Origin of the sequence: Paenibacillus sp. FSL H8-0259 (assembly GCF_037963255.1) — a bacterium.
Lineage (GTDB): Bacteria > Bacillota > Bacilli > Paenibacillales > Paenibacillaceae > Paenibacillus_AQ > Paenibacillus_AQ phytohabitans.
Genome location: NZ_CP150147.1, coordinates 3,973,665 through 3,990,922 on the forward strand (window position 1 = coordinate 3,973,665; position 17,258 = coordinate 3,990,922).

The following is a 17,258-nucleotide window of genomic DNA, read 5'->3' on the forward strand; positions in this document are numbered from 1 at the left end:
CCGCAGGAAAGGAGGTTAACTTATGGCACCATATAAACGCAAGTCACCGGAGGAAATCCTCTATTCCATCTATCAGCTGCAGCGGGGGCGGCTGAAGATTATTATCGGCTCGGTTAGCGGATCGGGCAAAACCTACCATATGCTGGAGGAAGGCAAGCTCCTGAAGCATCAGGGCATTGATGTGGTGATCAGTGCGGTATCAACCATGGGCCGGGCGGAAACCGTTCAGCAGCTTGGCGATTTGGAACGGGTTCCCAGCATCCACTGGTGGAAGGACGGGAAGGAAGAGAAGGATCTTCCGCTGGAAGCATTGCTGGAGCGTAATCCCGAGGTGCTGCTGGTCGATGGCCTGGCGCACCGCAACCGTGAAGGCGCCCGGTTCCCGACACGGCTGGAGGACATCCGTTATCTGATGGATCAGGGGATCAGCGTGATTACTACCATTAATGTCTATGAGCTTGCAGGAATGGGTGAGAGAATCTATGAGATGACCGGTATCCGTGTGGAAGATACCGTACCGCTGAACACACTGGAATTCGCGGATGAGGTACGGCTGATCGATGTCTCTCCGGAAACGATTCTGAAGCGGATGGAGGAAGGGGTGCTTGGAGAAGGGGCACATCCCGCCCTCTCCCGCCGGGGGAATCTTGGCGTGCTCCGCGAGCTGTCTCTGCGGCTGATGGCAGAAGGGGTCAATGATTCTCTGGAGAAACACCGGGAAGCCGAGGGGCTGATCGGACCTTCCGGTGCAACGGAGCGGATTCTTGTCTCTGCGCAGTATCACTGGAATGGGTCACTCTATATCCGGAGGGGGCAGCAAATTGCCAAACGGCTGAACGGTGACCTGATTATTGTTACATTTCTCGTGCGCGGCCGCCCGCTGACCAAGGATCAGCAGGTCTTCAAGCGTTCCATTCTCAAGCTGACGGAACGGATCAATGCCAGGTTTGAAGAGTTAGAGTTGCTCCGCTTAAGGCTGCTTCCTTCGCTGCTCGTGCGTTATGCGATTCAGAATAATGTCACACGGATAGTCATGGGCCATTCGCAGAAAAGCCGCTGGCAGGAGAAGTGGCATGGCTCCATCGCCAGCCGTGTCCTGCGGCGGACGAGGAACATCGATGTGTTCCTGATGGCAGACCGCGCTGAACGGGACGGGGAGCGGATTCTGCCGGTCCGCTCGGCCCCTAAGGGAACAGAGGAGCCCTTCCACCGCTTAACCAGCCAGGAGCTGGAGCAGCGGATTGAGAAGATCCGCCGTGGTACCTTCAAGGTCTATATCGGCGCAGCCCCGGGCGTGGGCAAAACCTACAAAATGCTGCAGGAAGGCAATCTGCTGCTGAACAGAGGGATTGATGTTGTAGTCGGTCTGCTGGAAACTCATGGCAGGCTGGAAACGAAGGGGCAGGTGGGCGGATTAACGACGATCCCCAGAGCACAGATCCACTACCAGTCTGCTGAACTTACGGAGATGGATACGGAGGCGATCCTTGCCCGGCATCCCGAGGTGGTGCTGGTGGATGAGCTTGCCCATACCAATGTTCCCGGAAGCCAGACCAAGAAACGTTATGAGGATGTAATCAGACTGCTGGAGAATGGGATCTCCGTCATTACCACAGTCAATGTGCAGCATCTGGAGAGCTTGAATGATGCCGTGGAACAGTTAACGGGAGTGCGTGTCCGCGAGACTGTGCCGGATGCGATCCTGCGTATGGCGAGTGAGGTGGAGCTCATCGACGTTACCCCGCAGATGCTGCAGCAGCGGATGCGGGAAGGGAAGATATACGCTGCCGAGAAGGTCAATCAGGCGCTGGAGTCTTTCTTCAAGATCGGCAATCTGATCGCGCTGCGTGAGCTGGCTCTGCGCGAAATTGCCGATGATGTGGATGAACGCCTGGAAGCGTGGGACCGCGAGCCCTCCCTCCGGGGTCCCTGGAGCAGACGGGAAGTGATCTTCGTCTGTGTGGACACCGGCCCGCAGGCCGAACGGTTAATCCGCCGCGGTTTCCGCATAGCGCACCGCCTCAAGGCCGAGTGGCATGTGCATTATGTTCATTGTACCCGCATACGGACAATAGAAGAGCAGAAGCGGCTTGATACGCTGAAACATCTGACGGAGCGGCTGGGCGGCGTCATGGATATTACCGAGGCCGTCAGCCGCAAGCATCTGCATAAGCATCTGCTGCAGCGGATGAATGAAATGCAGACTACACAGCTGATCATCGGCCAGTCACGCAGACCTCTATGGCGTGCGTTGTTCAAAGAAAGCTTCGTCCATTACCTGCTCCGGCATGCCCGGCATATGGATATGCTGATCGTAGCGGTTCACACCCCGATTGTGGAATGAAGAAGAACCGCCGGGCCTGGGCTCAAGCTTATTAATAGACAATCACCTGCCCTATGTTCATAAATGTACAGACATGCCTGCATTGGCAATTGCGCAACATCCCCTCTGCTGATAATCTAATGAACAGATGTTCATAAAAGAACAAATGTTTGAAGATGAGAGGGGAATAATATGCGGATATTAGTTATTGGAGCAGGTGTACTCGGCAGTTATTTGGCACATGTGCTGGTGCGGGGCGGCAATGACGTAACGGTGCTCGCCCGGGCGAAGAGAGCGGCCCAGCTGCAGCAGGACGGGCTGGTGATCCGGCATTATTTTCAGCGTAAAACGACTGTAGATCAGGTGAAGGTCATTTCTGAACTGCGGACGGATGATATCTATGATCTGATCTTCGTAGTGATGAAGTACAATGATTTCCCGGCGGTGCTGCCGATTCTGGCGGACAACCTGAGCACCAATATTGTTCTGGTCGGCAATAACGGAGATACTCATGGCATGCTGCGTTTCTTCAAGGAGAACAGCCGGACTCCACAGAATATAGTGTTCGGGTTTCAGCTTAGCGGAGGGATCAGGGAGAAGAATGGCCGTGTGATCAGCATCCGTATGGGCGTTCAAATGGTGCTGGGCAGCCTGGAAGGGGAGGTTCCCTTCAAGCCCGAGCTTGCGCAGGCCTTCCGGCAGACGAAATACAAGCTTGATTATCCGGAGGATATTAACGCTTGGCTATTGAGCCATATTGTTCCAATTGTAGCTATCACTTCGGTCAGTTATCTTCATAACGGCGACTTGGCAAAAGCAACAAAGGATAACGCCCGCTGGAAACAAGCCGTTGCGTTGATCGATGAAGGGTTCAGCGTGCTTAACAAGCTTGGTATTAAGACGAATCCGGCAGCACTTGTCAAAGGGGTTAAGCGGCATCCAACGATGCTCTACCAAGGAATGAAGTATGTTCATAAATTGCCATTCATGAAGCTGGTCGATGGCTCCTTCAGCGAGATTTCTGCACTTTATCAAGCGTTTGAGCCCCTTAAACAGCAAGCGGGTCTATCCACTCCGGCCTGGGATGATTTCAAGCAGCAAACGTTCACGAAATATGCCCTGGAGCAGAAATGACGAACCAATTTGTAACGGATACCGTATAATTGCACTATCCAGAAACAACTCATGAAGAAGCCGCTGCTGCGGAACTTTTTGAGTTGTTTTTGTTGATTAGGCAATTATGATATTCGTCAGTTATAGACAAAATGCTTCCGCAAAGGTAACCGGACCAAATGTATATGGAAAATCGAATACAATGAGCTGCTTTGAGGATAACCAGGCCAAATGTATGCGAAAAATCGAATACAATGAGCTGCTGTGAAGGTAACCAGGCCAAATGTATGCGAAAAATCGAACACAATGAGCTGCTGTGAAGGTAATCAGGCCAAATGTATATGAAAAATCGAATACATTGATTGGCCCATGAGTAGTCTGGATGGAGCAATGAGAGAGGTACCTATAAAATCTGCATAAGCTGCAAAGGCGCATAAGCTCAAGCTTGATTCACCTGTTAGGGTGATTTTCTGCTTATGCAGCTTGACAATTCCCTGAATAAGGGTATACATTTGTATACAAGTAATAATCGTATACATATGTATACAACGGAAGGAGGAGAGTATCATGCGCGAAGGAAAACATGAACATAAAGGGCACAAAGAGCACAGAGAGAACTGTGGCCATCCCCATGATGACGGCAAGAGGAATTTCCAGAGCGCCCAAACCTTTCGCCGCGGCCGGGCGATTGCTTTTCTGGACCGGCTCCATGTCAAACGCTCAACCTTAATGCAGCAGCTGGACCAGCCGGAATTCGAAGCTATCAGACAGGTGATCAGCGGTGAGCTGAAAGCAACGGATGGAATCATCCAGGAATTCATCCAGGCCTTCGAGCTGCGTGAAGTACTGGCAGAACAAGAGAATACAACTGAAGGAGTGGACATAAACCATGACAATCATTGATACCATCCAGACCCGCAGAACAATTAAGGCTTTCAAACCTGACGCTATCAGCGAGAATGAGCTGAACACATGGCTGGAGGCGGCAAGCTATGCTCCGAACCACCGGATGAACGAGCCTTGGGAGCTGCTGTTTATTGGACCCGAGACAAGAGCCGCGCTGAACCATAAGACAGATTTCGGCTGTGCTCCATTGTTAATTGGCGTTCTCTCCAAGCCAGCCGCCAGCCAGATGGAACGCGATGAGAACGTTATGGCCGTCTCCTGCTATATTCAGAATTTCATGCTGGCTGCCCATGAAGCAGGCGCAGGCGTGTTCTGGTCGTCCCTGGGCGCTTCGGTCCGGGGCCGTGAGATTCTAGGCGTGCCGCAGGAGCATGATGTGATTGCTGTACTCGCTGTAGGCTATCCGGCGGAAATCCCTGCTGCCAAGCAGAGAACGCCAATTGCTGATAAAATCACTTACTTGCCGTAAACGGACGACTGATGAGATGAAGGTGACCTGAATGTGGAAACTCAGGGGGTTCATGAAGCCGTACGTACTCTGGTGCGTGCTCGCCCCGCTGTTAATGGTAGTTGAGGTTGTTATGGACCTGCTGCAGCCGGCACTGATGGCCAGCATCGTGGACAAGGGCCTGATGATGAATGATCTGCCGCATATTATTTCAACAGGCGGGATCATGCTTGGGGTTGCAATTATAGGTATGATCGGCGGTGTAGGCTGTACTGTTTTTTCAAGTATCGCTTCACAGAATTTCGGAAATGATCTGCGGATCAGGCTGTTTGAGCATATCCAGACCTTCTCTAACCGGAATCTGGACCGGCTGAAGACCGGATCGCTGATCACCCGTTTAACGAATGATGTGGTGCAGCTGCAGACTTTCATGCAGATGATATTACGGATGTTTGTACGGTCTCCACTGCTGCTGATCGGCAGTCTGGTGATGGCGATCCGGATCAGCCCGTCGCTGGCGCTAATCCTGCTGGCTGCGGTGCCGCTGCTGTTCATTCTGCTATACGTGCTGATCCGTCTATCTTTTCCTTTGTTTGCAAGAATGCAGGAGAAGCTGGATGGGGTAAGCAATGTGCTGCAGGAGAACCTGTCCGGCATCCGCGTAATCAAAGCTTTTGTCCGCGCGGGACATGAGCAGAAGCGGTTCGATGCCGCTAACACAGACTATACCAATACCGGAATTAGAGCCATTCGCCTAATGGCGCTCAACATGCCGCTGATGATGCTTATCCTGAACGCAAGTATTATTGCCGTTCTCTGGTTCGGCGGTCTGCAGAACTGGAGCGGCAAGCTGCCGGTGGGTGAGCTGATCGCATTCATTAACTATGTAACCCAGCTGCTGATGTCCATGATGATGCTGAGCAATATGCTCGCGTTCGTATCACGGGCTAAGGTGTCAGGAGACCGGGTGAATGAAGTGTTCGCAACCACAAGCGAGATTTCAGATGCTTCTTCGGCGATTAGTGATGTAATTACACATGGCCGGATCGAATTCAACCATGTCTCGTTCGCCTATAACCGGGCAGATGAGAATCTTGTGCTGGAGGATATCAGCTTTGTTGCGAACCCCGGCGAGACAGTTGCTATTCTTGGGGCCACCGGTGCCGGCAAATCGACTCTGGTCAGCCTGATTCCACGGTTCTACGAGGTGTTGTCCGGAGCTATTGCCATTGACGGAACAGACATCCGGCAGATTGGTATTGATCATCTGCGCAGCCGGATCGGCTTCGTAATGCAGCAGTCGCTGCTGTTCAGCGGCAGCATCAGGGACAATATCCGCTACGGCCGTCCGGAAGCAACAGATGCAGAGGTAGAGCAGGCAGCTATAGCCGCCGAAGCACATGGATTTATCAATACGCTGCCGCAAGGCTATGATACCTTGCTCGGGCAGCGCGGCGTTAATCTGTCCGGCGGACAGAAGCAGCGGCTGTCCATCGCGCGTGCGCTGCTGATTCAGCCCGCCGTTCTGATTATGGATGACAGCACCAGCGCGCTGGATGCGGTAACGGATGCGCGGATTCGTCTGCTTCTGAAGACTCAGCTGCGGAACTGCACCATAGTGATGATTGCCCAGCGTGTATCGTCAATCATTGATGCGGACCGGATCCTGATCCTGGAGAATGGCCGGATTGCTGCCCAGGGCACCCATAAAGAACTGATGGCAGACAGCGGGATTTACCGGGATATCCGGGAGTCGCAGCTGAAGGGAGAGGAGGAGCCTTATGTCCAGTCATCCTAATCAGGCACAGGCCCCCGTTCGACCAGGCGGGTTCGGCGGGGGTCCACCCGGCGGCCGCGGAGCTGTGGTGCCGAAGGTTCGCGCGAAGAACCGTATGGCTACGATCAAGCGTATCTGGTCCTATCTGAACCGTCAGCGTACGGGACTCATTATGGTATATATATTTACAATTCTTAATGCCTTAGTAGCACTAATCGGGCCTTACCTGCTCGGAAAAGCAATAGACTCGGCAATTATTCCCCATGATTATGGGCTGCTCGTCCGGTTCTGCATCATGCTGGGCGGTGTTTACCTGCTCGGCAGCGCCGTCTCCTGGGTACAGGCCTATGTAATGACTTCCGTGTCACAGAGAACGGTGTTCGAGCTGCGGCGTGATCTGTTCGCTAAATATCAGGAGCTGCCTATAGGCTTCTTCGATACGCGTGCCAATGGCGAGCTGATGAGCCGGGCAACCAATGACATCGACAACGTATCGAACTCATTGAATCAAAGTGTTACCCAGCTGCTGAACAGTCTCATCACATTAAGCGGCTCGCTGGTCATTATGCTGATGCTGAACGTTCCGCTGACGGTTATCGCATTGGTGACGATCCCGCTGGTCCTGCTGGCCAGCCGTAAGATTACAGGCTTGAGCCGGATCTATTTCAAGAACCAGCAACAGCATCTGGGGGAACTCAACGGCTTCATTGAAGAAGCGATCAGCGGCCAGAAGGTGATTAAGCAGTACCGCAGAGAAGAAGCGGAAACGGCAAGATTCCGCGGAATGAGCAGTGAACTCAATAAGGTCAGCATTAAGGCGCAGATTGTATCCGGGCTGGTCGGTCCGGTCATGAACCTGATTAACAATCTGGATTTCGCGCTGATTGCCAGTGTGGGCGGATGGATGGCATTTAAAGGCCTGGCTACGGTTGGTGTTATTGTCAGTATGCTGAACTACGCCAAGCAGTTCAGCCGGCCGATATCCGAGCTTGCGAACCAGTACAATCTGATCCAGTCGGCAATTGCCGGAGCGGAGCGTGTATTCGAAGTGATGGATATGCCTTCGGAGTACATCGGCGAGCAGCCGCAAGAGCTGCCCCGGGTGTGCGGGGAAGTGATTTTCCGTGACGTGGTCTTCGGCTATCACGCGGATGCTCCGATTCTGAGCGGTGTAAGCTTCAAAGCGAAGCCTGGCGAGAAGATCGCACTCGTCGGCCCGACCGGGGCAGGGAAGACCACTATTGTTAACCTGCTAACCCGCTTCTACGAAATTAACAGCGGGGAGCTGCTGATCGACGGACGAGATATCCGCGAGCTGAACAAAAATGAGCTGCGCAGCCAGTTAGGTATGGTACTGCAGGACGCGCATGTATTCTCAGGAACAATTCGTGAGAATATCCGGTTCGGCCGTCTGGACGCTACCGACCGCGAGGTTGAAGAAGCTGCGAGCCTGGCTAATGTCAACGGATTCATCGCAAGATTGCCGCAGGGATATGATACGATGCTGGGTACAGAAGGAACGACACTCAGCCACGGCCAGCGTCAGCTGCTGACGATTGCCCGTGCCATCCTTGCGGATCCGGCTATCCTTATTCTCGATGAGGCGACCAGCAGCGTCGATACCCGGACTGAAATGCATATCCAGCAAGCGATGCGGACCCTGATGAAGGGCCGGACCAGCTTCGTGATTGCCCACAGGCTCAGTACGATCCAGGATGCGGGCCGGATTCTCGTCATCCAGGGCGGTCAGATCGCCGAGCAGGGCAGCCACGAGCAGCTGCTTGCCCTTAAAGGTGTGTACCATGAACTGTATAACAGCCAGTTCAAACATGCGGTTCAGGCAGGGTAAGGCAGCAACAGTACATTTGATAGTTACTTTTCAGGAGGGCAGCGCAATGCGCTGCTTCTTTTTTTGGGGAAATTTGAATCAGGGCACATAAAGGACATAACACTCGACTATGCTGAGTGGTATAAACGGGCGGAAAGCGGGGACTACATTGAAGAAAAAATTGCTGCTCGTCGAGGATGAGCTGCGTATCCGTGAACTGGTATGTGATTATTTCATCCAGAACGGCTGGGAAGTGCGCGAAGCCGACAACGGACAGGATGCGCTCCTCTGGTTCGATTCACTTCTGCCGGATCTGCTGATTCTGGATATCATGATGCCCAAGATGAATGGATTTGAGGTCTGCCGGGAAATCCGCAGGCAATCAGCGATCCCCATTATTCTGCTGACCGCCAAGTCTGCAGATGACGACAAAATATACGGCTTTGAATTAGGTGCAGATGATTATGTAACCAAGCCCTTCAGTCCCAAAGTGCTGGTGGCCCGGGCAAACGCGCTGATGAAACGGGCCCAAGGCACACATCTGCCGGATTCGGGCATTGTGAAGTTTGGTTCGGCCATCTTCAACACGCTGGCACACCGTCTGGAGGTAGAGGGTGCAGAAGTCGAGCTTACCCCGAAGGAATATGATCTCTTATGGCTGCTGATCCGCAATAAGGGGATTGTGATTTCCCGGGATACGATCCTCAGCCGGGTCTGGGGAATTGAATTTGAAGGAGACTCCCGTGTCGTGGATAGCCATATCAAGAAACTGCGCAGCAAGCTGGGTTATGAATCCCGCTATATCCGTACGGTCATCGGTACAGGGTACAGGTTTGAGGTTGAGGAATGAGAAGACGCGGAATTACCTTTAAGCTGTTTGTGATGACCGTGATCTTTTTTGTATGTTTTTACGGGATGGTGATCTTGAGCCAGCTGCTGTTCTTCGACAGCTTCTACCAGAGCCAGAAGGAGAACAGGGTGGAAAAGCATCTTAAGAGCTTCGGGACGGGCTATACGGAAGAATCCTGGGGGCGGAGCCGTACTTCCCGCGAACTGGTCCGCTTCATGCTGCGCAATAAGACTCAAATGGTCATTCTGAAGCTGGATGGCCGAATGAAGTCTGAGGATCCGTTCCGGATGAAGGTGATGGATGGAGACGGCAAGATTCAGGTGATTCCGATGTCCCTGTTCATGAACGAGTACGGGGATCCGCTTAGGGCAGCCAATCTCAAGGAAAATGATCAAGTCACCGTCCTGGGAGAACGTCTCGAGGAAGACAATGACCCCGGGAATCTGATCTATCCGCTCACGATTACGAAGCAAGGCGGTCCGCAGATCGGCGAGGAGCCCGATGATGGGATGAGCACTATTTCCGGGACAATCACTGAACTTGTATTACCGGATCTGAAAGTCTGGAACCCGCGGCAGGGCATCCTCTTCGAAGCCTTGGAGGACTGGTTTCCTCTGACACTTGATCAGAATGAAGAACTCCGTAATCTGAACATAGTGAAAGAGGAGTGGACCGCTCCTTGGAGCGGTATCCGGAATTCTATCATCATCCTTCCGGTCAAGCAGGCGAACGGGGAAGTGGAGCTCTTATTCACGGTCACCTCCCTGCAGGATGTTAAGGATTCGAATGTGGCGCTGCGCTGGTTCTTTTTATATCTGGGGATCGGCGGGTTTGTTCTGATATTGGTCCTGTCGCTGTTCTATTCCAAGATGGTTACCCGGCCGTTGATTAAGCTCAATAATATCGCCAAACGGATGGTGTCGCTCGATTTCACAGGTCATTCTTCGATCCGTCAAAAGGATGAGCTGGGCAGCTTGTCCAAAAGCATGTTCACTTTGTCGCAAAGTCTGGATGCTGCACTGGGTGAGCTTCGTGAGGCGAATCAGCAGCTGGTTGAGGATATGGAGCAGAAGAAGAAAATGGAGCAGATGCAGCAGGACTTTTTTGCGAGCGCCTCTCACGAATTGAAGACTCCTCTCAGTATTATCAAGGGTTTCGCCGAAGGTCTGGAGGATGGGGTAAGCGCCGGCAAACAGGATCATTATATCAAGGTCATTATCGAGGAAGCTGACAAGATGGAGTTTCTCGTCAAAGATATGCTGGATTTAGCCAAGCTGGAGTCCGGAACCATCAAACTCCGCAAAAGCTCCTTTATGCTGAGTGAAATGACCGAGAAGGTGACGGACAAGCTAATACATTCACTCGGTGACAAGCAGCTGAATGTGGTAATTATTCCGGCGAACGAGCGGCCGCTTTATGCCGATGCGTCCTGGATTGAGCAGGTAATCAGCAACCTGTTGACCAATGCGATCAGACATGCGGAGCATGGCAGTACAATAACCGTTGCCGTGGAGGGTCAAGAGAAATCACTTTCATTCAACATACACAATAAGGGTGAGAATATCCCCGAAGATCAGCTGGAGCAGATCTGGGAGCGCTTCTACCGGGCGGAGGCTTCACGCAGCCGTCTGACAGGGGGAACCGGACTCGGGCTGTCGATTACGAAGCAGATATTGGATATGCACGGCTGCCGGTATGCAGTGATAAACACAACGGACGGCGTCTGTTTTAGTGTGACCTTTGAAGGCTGAACGGACTTATTACAACCTGTCAAGAATTCTTATATTTGAGAAAGGAGTGAAACAGCATGAAATGGAACTGGCTGCCTTCAATGTGCACACTGGGAAACCTGGGACTTGGATCAGTTTCCTTGCTTTTCACCATTCAAGAACGTTACAATCTCGCCTTACTCATGATACTGCTTGCGGCAATATGTGATGTCATGGACGGATTACTGGCAAGAATGCTCAATTGTACCAGCGATTTCGGCAAACAACTGGACTCTTTGGCAGATATTATTTCCTTTGGGCTTGCTCCAACCTTCCTCATATTGTTGTACAGGCTGGAGAATATGCAGTGGCTTGGACCTGTTGCAGCGATTGCATTCCTGATCTGCGGAGCGCTGCGCCTGGCCAGATTTAATCTGTCTGCGCCTTCGAAGGGGTTCACGGGGATGCCGATTACGGCTGCAGGCGTTATTTTATCAATGATTGCATTGGTGGATGAACGGATGAAGCCGGAGCTGGTCATCGCCGTAATGGGGCTGCTGTCACTGCTCATGGTAAGCCGGATTCCATTCCCGTCGTTCAAAAAATTCGTCAACAGGAAGTGATGCCTTATGCCCTGGATCATGGAGATGATCTCGCAATACGGATATATAGCTATATTTGCACTGCTCGCGCTGGGACTTCTTGGACTCCCCGTTCCCGATGAGTTGCTGATGCTGTTCGTGGGCTATCTGTCTTCTACCATGGTGCTGAATTTCTCAGTTTCGGTGCTGGTGTGCTTCATCGGCTCAATAACAGGTATGCTGATCAGCTATACGATCGGTCTAAGACTCGGGCAGCCGGTGGTGGACAAATACGGGAAGTGGATAGGGCTTACGCCGAAGCGGTTCGCGAGTGTGAAACGATGGTTCTTCCGGTTCGGAAACTGGACGGTCTTCATCGCTTATTTCGTCCCGGGCCTTAGACATGTTACCAGCTATATCTCCGGAATCAGTGCAATGTCTTTCAGAAAATATCTGGTTGTCACCGTTGCCGGTGCATTTATCTGGTCGCTCCTGTTTGTATCTATCGGCTATCTGGTGGGGGCAAGGTTATCCTTTGCGTAGCTTTGCATAGCTTTGCAATGACCGGAGCGGGCAGGGTATGATGATAGCTGTAGGTAATAATCTTTTATAATCAAAGAAGATATTACTATGGTTAAACCTTCTATTATATACTGTAAAAAACATCCACTTACTGCCGTGTGTGCATTGCATTAGGTGAGAAGCTATAGTGATCTGAGGAGGGAATACCGTAATGCCGGAAACACAGGAAATAGTCATTGAAGAATACGTGCCTGCCAAACATGCCGCGTCCATTGCCGAGATGTGGAATCGGAGCTTTGAGAGCTGGGGCGGGGACAATACTTACCGGACAGAGGAAAGTGTACTCCGTGAACACGAGAACAGCACGCTGCTCAAGGTATTTCTGGCCGTTGCGGGCGGAGAGGTTATCGGATATTGCAGCTTCTCCCACTACAAAGAGGATACAGGCGCGCTTTATATTCCACTGCTCAACGTCAGACCGGATTTCCATGGACGTAAGGTTGGTAAGAGACTGGTGAGACAAGCTGTAGAGGAGACCATCCGGCTTGGCTGGCCCCGGCTCGATTTGTACACCTGGGCAGGGAACGTCAAGGCGGTTCCTACCTATAAGAAAAGCGGTTTTTTCTGGGAGAAACGCGACGACACCACCCACCTGATGAATTTTATCCCTTCAGTGCTGCAGACCGGAGCGGTGAAGTCTTATTTCGGGAAGATCGACTGGTATAACGACAGCATCCGCGAGATCAACGTTCAGCCTGACGGCCAGGGGGATAACGGATTTGACTATTTTACATATGAATGGCTGAAAGACGGCCTGCAGCTGAAAATGCAGTATGAGCGGAGCGGCCGCGGCCTGCGCCTGATTGAGACGGAGGATTACCGGATACAGGCAACGATTCCTGACCGGCATGAGCTGCCTTTTGGAGCCCGATACCCCATTGTCTATGAAGCTGTGAATAAAAGCGGAAAGCCTTTGGCTCTGGAGATTAAGGGTATAAGCAATCCGCAAATCAGCTTTGAGCTGAACGGAACGCAGGAGATTGAATCCGAGGCACGGATCGAAGGCAGCTTCTTCATCCATCCGGCAGAAGAGGAACAGAGTATCTATCAGACCCATCCGGTTGTTGAGGCCGAACTGCTCATTAATGGCCTGCCCGCCGTATTCAAAATCGGGGTTGAACCCAAATTCCCGGTCAAAGTACAGCTGCAGCTGCCGGACAAAATAGCTTATATAGGCGAAGAGCTTGAAATTGATGTGATTGTCGAAAATGAATACAACGCAGATACGGTGTTCGTCTTCGACCTGCCTGATGATGCTATACTCGCTTTCGGGCAGTCTGCACTTAAAGTTGAAGTTCCGGCAAAGGGCCGGAGAACGGTTACTGTACAAGCGCGGCTGCAAGACTACGGCATTTGGCATCATAATGTGAAGATCCTTAATGAGGGCAGCAGTCCGGAGGAGGCCGCTTCATTAATTCTCCAGCAGGAGATGAGCCTGGTCTTCCCTGGGGCAGATGCTGCCTTTGGCGGCAAAACGGAGAAGGAATGGATCATCAGCAGCGGAAGATATTCGGCAGTCCTGGAGAAATCCGGCAATACGCTGAAGCTATATGACGGCCGTAAGAATGTCGTTAGCCTGCCTTATCCGAAGTTCGGTCTGCCTTATACCAATGAGTTCAAGAAGGTATCGCCTGTTGAAGTGCAGTATGGTACAGATGATGGAGCCATTGTGCTTGAAGCCGTCTATGAACTGACAGCAAGAAAGGGCATGCTGCTGACCATGGTGGTGAAACTGAACAACAATGGGCTCATCTCCCGGCATTTCAGGATTCATAATCCGCTGGACACGGATCAGGAGGAAGAATTGGTCCTCAAGGACAGCTTCGAGTTCAGCCTTAGGGGAGGCGTTATTCCCTATAACGGCAAGTATCTGGATTTGAAATTAGGCGCAGAAGCTTCCAGCCCGGACTACTGGGATGTGCAGAAGTTTACAGAGAACTGGATGTTCGCTTCCCATGGGGCAATCTCGCGGGGAATCAGCTGGCCGGCAGAATTAGAGCTTATCCAGGAGTCGTGGCTGCATGCAGTTGAGCATTCGCTGGGCCGGATTCCGGCTGGAGGCAAGCTGGAGACAGGTCCGCTGCGGATTGCGCTGGGGACCTGGAATACCTGGCAGGATTTCCGTTCGTTCGCACTGCAGTGCAGCAACACGCGCGATCTCAATTCTGCGCAACAACTGGAAGTGAAGCTTAATCAGGGTAACCCGTTCATCAGCGGTCAGCTTACACTCTCCATTCTGGAGCAGAAGAAGAGTTATTTGGACGGCGAGATCACTGTTTCTTCTCGTGCAGGCAGCATTGAGGAGACATCGATTATGGTACAAGGTGAACACAAGTTCTCGGAAATCAGCCTTCCGCTGACCCGTTCATCAGGCTCTGAGCCCGATCTCCTTACGCTGCAGCTGGATATGGATATTTATGAGAGCTCCAGAGCTTTCCTTGTCCTTCCTGTGTCGGATCAGGTTCTCCGCCGTCAGACTCTGGAGATTGAGCAGTCCCAGGTGCTTGCCGTAGACAACGGAATTCTGCGGATACAGGCCAGCAGCCATTTTGCCCCGGGATTATTCTCGCTGGAGTATCAGGGCCAGGAGTGGCTGGATTCCTCTTTTCCACAGCCCATAGCTAAATCCTGGTGGAATCCCTGGGTGGGTGGGATTTTAACTTCGATCACTGACATGTCATTACGCAGCTTCATGGAGGAGCCGCGGACCGCTGAGTTCGCTGAGCTCACGGACAACAAGGGTAACCGCTGGTCGGGCATACGCATGAGCGTTACCATTCAGCAGAATGATAAATACAGAGGGCTTATCCTGCATCAGTATTTCATGATGCTTCCGGGTGTGCCTGTGCTTGCTTCTACTGTACACATTGAACAGAATACAGGCACGCCGTTATATCCGCTCGAGCTTGAAACCTCGTCCCATTACCGTGCGGCCGCCGAGCTTAAGGACAGCAGAGGGTATCTGAAGAACAGCAGCGGTGAAGAGCTTGTGTATAAGGCAGGAAGAGTCCAACTGGGGGTTAGAAGTACTAACGGAATCCTTCAAGTGGGCTCCACAGAACGTAAACAGCGCCTGACTCTAGTTACTGCAGCGGATCTTACTTCTACAGCCTTGATGGCCAACACTCATGCGGCACTGTCTTATGCCATAGACCCGCTGTATCTTCAAGACGGGGAAGAGCGGTTCAGCAAGCCACAATTCTATCTTATCTCGGATCTGAAGATTCCTGAGCAGGCCTACGCCGATCTGCTGACAATCCGGTTCAACAAATGAGCTGAAGAAAGGAAGCACCCATGAAAATCATTGACGCACATGTACATTATTCGAATATTGATACCTTTCACGAGACAGCCCGGACTTTAGCGCATATCGATTATAACGGCAAAGGACTCCTGGAGGAGTTCCGCCGCTCCGGTGTTGTCGCGGGAGTCGGTATGGGCGTAACGGAGACGTCAGCCGGTGCTTTTCCGGATTCCGAAGCGCTTAATCCCATGCTGCTTGATCTTAGTGGGACACTTCCGGACAATTTGTTTACCTGTGCCGGAATTAATCCGCTGACCCTCCATCTGGACGGGCAGCTGGAGGCGCTGGAACAATCGCTGCAACAGAAGGATGTTGTTGGAATCAAGCTCTATGCGGGGTATTATCACTTCAATGTGGGGGATGAGATTTACGATCCGGTCTACAAGCTGGCCTCTGCTTACGGACTGCCGGTCGTTATTCATGGAGGGCTAACTTACTCTGACCGGGGACTGTTGAAATATTCGCATCCGCTGTCTATGGAAGAGACGTTCCTGAAGCACCGGGATATTACCTTTATGCTCTGCCATCTGGGCGATCCCTGGGTTATGGACACAGCGGCGCTTTTGGAGAAGAATCCGAATCTCTATACCGACCTGTCCGGCTGGATCGTCGGTGACAAGGCCAAGGTGGACCGTCTGCTGACCGAGCAGACCTACACCGATCATTTCCGCCGGGCGATTGTATTCGCCGAGAAATATGACCGGCTCGTCTTCGGTACCGACTGGCCGCTGGTTCCGCTGGATGCCTACATTACATTCGTGAAGCATCTGATCCCGGAAGCACACTGGGAGGATGTCTTCTATAATAATGCGCTCCGCGTGTTCCCTAAGCTGGAGGAGCGGATTAGAGAACTGGACAACATTTAACCGCAAAAGCACTTTTATCTATCTGAAACTTAGAACAGTGATCCCCCTCTAACCGGGGAATTACTGTTCTTTTTGTTTTTGCGTGAAATGGGTTGGGGCCAGGGTTTACTCCCGCCTGATGCTTGATGAGGCAACCTGTGCTAAGCTGTTAAGGGTCAGAGTTAACGAAATATAATTATTCCTGCAGATGGAGGGTTAGTTTCATGCCTCATGTGAAAGTTAAAGATCTGGAATTGTTTTATGAAAAAATGGGTACAGGAGAGCCAGTTATTTTTCTGCATAGTAGTTATTCGCGCGGATTATTGGCCTTTTCTAGTCAAATTCTGGATTTCCAAAATAAGTACACCTGTTATTTCCCTGATTTCCGGGGCCATGGCAGAACCAGGTGTGAAAGTCTCGAATGGTCTACGCCTCAGCTGGCGGATGATATCGCAGCCTTCATGGATAGCATGAGTATTGAAAAAGCGCATCTGACCGGCTACAGCATGGGTGCAAATGTCGGACTGTACCTCGCAGTAAATGATCCGGCAAGAGTTGCTACACTAACTACAATTGGAACCGGCGGATTCTGCAATCCGGCTGGTGCTGAAGACTTTGAGCCGGAGCGTCTGCTGGAGCTTGAGCAACAGGGCATCATCCGTCAGATGAAAGAGAGGCATGAAGAAGCACATCTAGGGAATTGGCAGGAATTCATGCGGCAATCAGCTACTGACTGGCGTAGATATCCGGACCTGAGCGAAGCACAGTTAAGCAGTATCGGCTGTCCGGTTCTAATCATTGCAGGAGAGCACGATACATACGCTGCAGCGGATAAGATCATTCAGCTAGTCTCGCTGATCAAAGGATCACAATGCCTGATCGTCCCGGGTGCCGGCCACCGGCCGCATATGGGAAGGGAACAGCCGGTGCTGGTGAACGATACGATCCTTGAATTTCTTGCGAAGAATTCTAACCTCAAGTGAAAGGGCTGT

13 protein-coding genes are annotated in these 17,258 nt (G+C 51.9%); all 13 read left to right on the plus strand.

The window, feature by feature from the left end; genetic code table 11:
* Positions 1 to 22 precede the first annotated feature (22 nt).
* The 13 genes from NSU01_RS16900 to NSU01_RS16960 all read left to right on the plus strand — a co-directional run bounded on the left by NSU01_RS16900 (position 23) and on the right by NSU01_RS16960 (position 17,249).
* Positions 23 to 2,344: a universal stress protein gene (locus NSU01_RS16900; RefSeq protein WP_076245960.1), complete on the plus strand. Its 2,322-nt coding sequence runs from the start codon at positions 23 to 25 to the stop codon at positions 2,342 to 2,344.
* Between the two features lie 171 nt (positions 2,345 to 2,515).
* A complete protein-coding gene (locus NSU01_RS16905; protein WP_042137204.1) occupies positions 2,516 to 3,457 on the plus strand; it encodes a 2-dehydropantoate 2-reductase N-terminal domain-containing protein in 942 nt (313 codons plus the stop codon).
* 546 nt (positions 3,458 to 4,003) lie between these two features.
* A complete protein-coding gene (locus NSU01_RS16910; protein ID WP_076245963.1) occupies positions 4,004 to 4,339 on the plus strand; it encodes a hypothetical protein in 336 nt (111 codons plus the stop codon).
* The gene (locus NSU01_RS16915; protein WP_076245965.1) at positions 4,326 to 4,811 is read left to right on the plus strand and encodes a nitroreductase family protein; all 486 of its coding nucleotides are present in this window, start codon (positions 4,326 to 4,328) and stop codon (positions 4,809 to 4,811) included. The genes NSU01_RS16910 and NSU01_RS16915 overlap by 14 nt, the downstream gene beginning before the upstream one ends.
* Before the next feature lie 31 nt (positions 4,812 to 4,842).
* Positions 4,843 to 6,588 (plus strand): ABC transporter ATP-binding protein, encoded by a 1,746-nt coding sequence (locus NSU01_RS16920; protein ID WP_076245967.1) that lies wholly within the window; start codon positions 4,843 to 4,845, stop codon positions 6,586 to 6,588.
* Positions 6,572 to 8,416, plus strand: coding sequence for an ABC transporter ATP-binding protein (locus tag NSU01_RS16925; RefSeq protein WP_076245969.1), 1,845 nt, complete (start codon positions 6,572 to 6,574; stop codon positions 8,414 to 8,416). The genes NSU01_RS16920 and NSU01_RS16925 overlap by 17 nt, the downstream gene beginning before the upstream one ends.
* 148 nt (positions 8,417 to 8,564) lie before the next feature.
* Positions 8,565 to 9,245: a response regulator transcription factor gene (locus NSU01_RS16930; RefSeq protein ID WP_076245971.1), complete on the plus strand. Its 681-nt coding sequence runs from the start codon at positions 8,565 to 8,567 to the stop codon at positions 9,243 to 9,245.
* Positions 9,242 to 10,996: a HAMP domain-containing sensor histidine kinase gene (locus NSU01_RS16935; protein WP_042137214.1), complete on the plus strand. Its 1,755-nt coding sequence runs from the start codon at positions 9,242 to 9,244 to the stop codon at positions 10,994 to 10,996. The genes NSU01_RS16930 and NSU01_RS16935 overlap by 4 nt, the downstream gene beginning before the upstream one ends.
* Before the next feature lie 56 nt (positions 10,997 to 11,052).
* A complete protein-coding gene (gene pssA / locus NSU01_RS16940; protein WP_042137216.1) occupies positions 11,053 to 11,577 on the plus strand; it encodes a CDP-diacylglycerol--serine O-phosphatidyltransferase in 525 nt (174 codons plus the stop codon).
* Between the two features lie 6 nt (positions 11,578 to 11,583).
* Entirely contained in the window at positions 11,584 to 12,078 is a 495-nt protein-coding gene (locus NSU01_RS16945; RefSeq protein ID WP_039291658.1) for a DedA family protein, read from the plus strand.
* 190 nt (positions 12,079 to 12,268) lie between these two features.
* Complete coding sequence (locus NSU01_RS16950; RefSeq protein ID WP_076245973.1) at positions 12,269 to 15,391, plus strand: GNAT family N-acetyltransferase; 3,123 nt, start codon at positions 12,269 to 12,271, stop codon at positions 15,389 to 15,391.
* A 20-nt stretch (positions 15,392 to 15,411) separates the two neighbouring features.
* Positions 15,412 to 16,287 (plus strand): TatD family hydrolase, encoded by an 876-nt coding sequence (locus tag NSU01_RS16955; RefSeq protein ID WP_076245975.1) that lies wholly within the window; start codon positions 15,412 to 15,414, stop codon positions 16,285 to 16,287.
* A gap of 203 nt (positions 16,288 to 16,490) precedes the next feature.
* Positions 16,491 to 17,249, plus strand: coding sequence for an alpha/beta hydrolase (locus NSU01_RS16960; protein WP_083705629.1), 759 nt, complete (start codon positions 16,491 to 16,493; stop codon positions 17,247 to 17,249).
* Positions 17,250 to 17,258 lie beyond the last annotated feature (9 nt).

Bases quoted from the DNA above. Each gene is read 5' to 3' on its own strand.
- NSU01_RS16900 (WP_076245960.1), top strand. From the start codon at position 23: ATGGCACCATATAAACGCAAGTCACCGGAGGAAATCCTCTATTCCATC.
- NSU01_RS16905 (WP_042137204.1), top strand. From the start codon at position 2,516: ATGCGGATATTAGTTATTGGAGCAGGTGTACTCGGCAGTTATTTGGCA.
- NSU01_RS16910 (WP_076245963.1), top strand. From the start codon at position 4,004: ATGCGCGAAGGAAAACATGAACATAAAGGGCACAAAGAGCACAGAGAG.
- NSU01_RS16915 (WP_076245965.1), top strand. From the start codon at position 4,326: ATGACAATCATTGATACCATCCAGACCCGCAGAACAATTAAGGCTTTC.
- NSU01_RS16920 (WP_076245967.1), top strand. From the start codon at position 4,843: ATGTGGAAACTCAGGGGGTTCATGAAGCCGTACGTACTCTGGTGCGTG.
- NSU01_RS16925 (WP_076245969.1), top strand. From the start codon at position 6,572: ATGTCCAGTCATCCTAATCAGGCACAGGCCCCCGTTCGACCAGGCGGG.
- NSU01_RS16935 (WP_042137214.1), top strand. From the start codon at position 9,242: ATGAGAAGACGCGGAATTACCTTTAAGCTGTTTGTGATGACCGTGATC.
- pssA (WP_042137216.1), top strand. From the start codon at position 11,053: ATGAAATGGAACTGGCTGCCTTCAATGTGCACACTGGGAAACCTGGGA.
- NSU01_RS16945 (WP_039291658.1), top strand. From the start codon at position 11,584: ATGCCCTGGATCATGGAGATGATCTCGCAATACGGATATATAGCTATA.
- NSU01_RS16950 (WP_076245973.1), top strand. From the start codon at position 12,269: ATGCCGGAAACACAGGAAATAGTCATTGAAGAATACGTGCCTGCCAAA.
- NSU01_RS16955 (WP_076245975.1), top strand. From the start codon at position 15,412: ATGAAAATCATTGACGCACATGTACATTATTCGAATATTGATACCTTT.
- NSU01_RS16960 (WP_083705629.1), top strand. From the start codon at position 16,491: ATGCCTCATGTGAAAGTTAAAGATCTGGAATTGTTTTATGAAAAAATG.